The organism is Urechidicola vernalis (genome assembly GCF_031846385.1).
GTDB classification, from domain to species: Bacteria; Bacteroidota; Bacteroidia; order Flavobacteriales; family Flavobacteriaceae; genus Urechidicola; species Urechidicola vernalis.
Window position 1 is genome coordinate 1 of sequence record NZ_JAVRHV010000012.1, and the last position, 3,642, is coordinate 3,642.

General features: G+C 37.4%; 1 protein-coding gene. It reads right to left on the reverse strand.

Annotated features, from left to right (window positions below):
- Positions 1-3,642: LamG-like jellyroll fold domain-containing protein (locus RM519_RS13870; RefSeq protein ID WP_311594427.1), on the reverse strand; the 3,642-nt coding region annotated here is incomplete at both ends.

Sequence of the window (3,642 nt, forward strand, 5' to 3'; positions counted from 1 at the left end):
TTAGTGGTTATGTTCTTTAATTTTCCTGTTGGCCCAACACCAAAATTAGGTTCTAAATATCCACAACTAATTTGATCCATTCGATAATACCCAACTAAATTGGACCAATTAACACCATGAACATCCATCAATACTACTTCTCCATAAACTAAATTAGAATTTGCAGGATCTTCTGTTATTTCTTGATTCATGTTTTGGTGAACTTGCTCCTCTGTTAATCCAACATCCCAAATTCGTAATTCATCAACCCATCCATCAAAATAATTTACAGGTTTATTCGGAGCATTATTATCTTGATCCATCGCACCTAAAATTGCCTTCTGACTATTAGAAATTGGTGAACTTCCACTTTCAGATCTCACTAATACTCCATCAATATATAATCGGTACTGTGTGCCAGAATGAGTTACTGCAATATGATACCATCTATCCGTTCCAATAGCATTTGGTGAAATTAAATTACCTCCAACATTCCAACGGAACGAAACAATATTATTTACAATTCTTAAGTCATATCCATTCGTTAAATTATTCGCATCTCTCTTAGAGAATATGGTTTGAATATTTCCATTTGAAACTTCAGATTTAACCCAAACCTCAAGACTAAAATCACCTGTCAAATCATAATTAGAATCTCTAAAATCGACATAGTCATTCACTCCATCAAAGTCTACAGAGCCACAATTTGTAATTTCAACATCAACATCACTAGAACAACCATTATCCAAGGTCCATCTTAAAGCGTAGGTTCCTTGCTCAGCGGTAAAGGTTGCATCAGGGTCGTTAACATCAGAAAAAGTTCCAATAAACCCACATGAAGTACTTGAAGATACAACTGTCCATTCTCCAGCCATTGCAGTTCCCGGATCGTCACAAGTTTCACAATCTGTAGGTGGTACATATGCTCCTTTCGCAAAATTTTCATTCGCAGTTCTGGAGTTATCATAAGCATTTAATTGTACCGTATCCGACCCACATTCATCAGGTGTTAAAACAACATTATCTCCTGCGTAAGCATAACTTATGTACACATCGGCAAGAGCTGTTCCATCTTCTTCATATGCTCTACAACCATCAACCAAAATTGTGGCTCCATATTGGTGATATCCCGGTGCTTCTGGAGTAAAAGTATATGGAACTTCTATTTCTCCATTTTCTAAGACGGGCTCTCCTGGATTACCAATACCATCTGTCCATTCTATCTCACTAATTGTTGGCGTTACTGGTAAGCCTATGCCATCTACAGCCCAAACACTTTGGTCACTCGTTCCTCTAAAAGTCCATTTTACTCTTAAATTATCTAAACCAATGTAGGCAGATAGATCATAAGAAGAATCATCGGTTTCAAAATTATAATTCGATGCGTCCGAAGTATTATTTCTTGCGTGATTATAATCCCATGTCACGGGACCAGCCAGAATTAAAAGATCTTCAGAGTAAGTAATTCCTCCATCTTTTGACAGTTTTAATTCTAAATAATCTCCCGCAACTAAATTATAGGCCTGATCAAATTCAAGAGCTGCAGCATCCATATTCTCTAAACTAAAAATCGGAGTCTCCAAAGTTGTTTCACCTTGATAAACTTGAGGCTGTTTTTGCTGAATCCAACTAGACCAAAAATCCCCTTGAGCGATACCAAATTTTGGATCTCCAGAGTCATATGTAATGGCTCCAAATGCATGCGGATTTGTTCCAGCCCAGTTTGTTGGTTTTGTAGCATTACCATTCGCAGTCCAATGAGATGCTGATGGCGCACCATCGATTCGCCACATATCGTCGTTAAACTTATCTGGAAATTGTCCTCCTTGAAAATCACCACCATCGCCAGCGAATGCATCTTCTTCTATAGTGTATCCGAGTCTAGCAACTAAGGTAATTTCTTCTCCCAGGCATTCCTCAAATAGGGTGTCATCCAAAACAGGTGCCTGATCAGGTGGTAAAGCTCTAACATAAAAATCACTTGAATATTGATAACATGTTCCTACTTGGACTAAGGCTCTATAAAAAGTAGATTCACTAGTTGCAGCATCAAAAGTTACTTGATAAGAATCGTTCGTCTCAGTTATTTCTGTCCAAATCGCGTCTCCTACTTCATACTTTTCCCATCGCACAATTGTACCTACTTCTCCTGCCAGATTCATCTGAATTATATTTGAACCACTAGCACACGCGGTAATATCAACTTCATGACTTGCAGTTCCAGAACCTTCACTTAAAAGATAGCCTGTCAAAACACCTCCGTCAATGTTCTCTGCAGTTAAAACAATATTTTGAGTTTGAGTGGAAATATTTCCTACATCATCGGTAAAAGTCCATGTTACTACAGATGTGCCAGACACATAATATGGAAAAACAATGTCAGGAACCCCTATTATAGTCCCATTACAAGCATCAGTTGCGGTTGGGAAACTAATTTCAGACTCTAATAATTCACAACCTGTAAAGTTTTGATTTGGTAAATTTGAAATATCCGCTACGGGAGCATTTAAATCTGTTACAATTATAGATTGAATGATATCTTTGCTGTTTCCGTTTACATCTGTAAAATTCCAGTTTACACTGTAGGTTCCAGGAATGTCAAACGTATACGGCAATGAAATATCTCCGGTAGTTGCTGTAACTGTGCCACAATTATCAGGTGATGTTGGTGCTGTTGTAATTGTTACTGAACAATCTTGATTCAATGTTGGTAATGAGGTTATTGTTGGAAATTCATTATCTACCACTGTAACAGTAAATGAACATATTGCAGTATTCCCCGAGGCATCTACAGCCTCATACTCTACCAATGTTACACCAATAGGAAATTGTGATCCTGAAACAAGTCCTAAAGTCTGACTTAATGTTGCATCCGAACAATTATCCGAACCAATACTCGGAACCGAATAATTAACAGTCGCATAACAATTTCCAGAATCATTATTTACATTGATATCACCCGAGCATCCAGATATAATTGGAGCTTGTTCATCAACTACAGTAATATCTATGCTACAAACGTCTATATTTCCTGACGCATCAGTTACAGTCCAAACAACCGTAGTTGTTCCAACAGGAAATGATGCTCCATCTAAGGTATTGGTGTTTGTATAATCGTTTTCAATTGTAGCACCAGAACAATTATCTGTAAAAGTTGGGTTTAATCCTGAATTAATCACAGTATAGTCACAAGCGTTACTATCTGTAACATACTGAGCTGCCGGTGTAGGGCAAGTAATAACTGGATCAATGTTGTCAATAACAGTTACTGTAAAAGTATCTTGAACTGTATTGCCTCCAATATCAGTTGCTGTATAAGTAATCGTTGTTGTACCTAAATTGAAACTTCTACTTCCAATACTTGTATTACCTGAAGCATTTGTTGCTCCAGTAATAACCCAATTCACAGAAACAATAGAACAATTGTCAATAAAAATGGGTTCATTTGGATTGTAAGTCGCAAAACAAGAATTCGCATTTACGTTTCTATTCACATTAGATGGGCTGGAAGAAACAGTTGGAGCCGTATTGTCATTTACAACGACATCTTGATCTACTGTGATAACATTGCCATTACCATCATCAAATGTCCATGTAATTGTATGTGTACCCTGTGTCGTATATGTCAATGGATCACTCGTTGTTCCTGTGATCGTGCCCTCA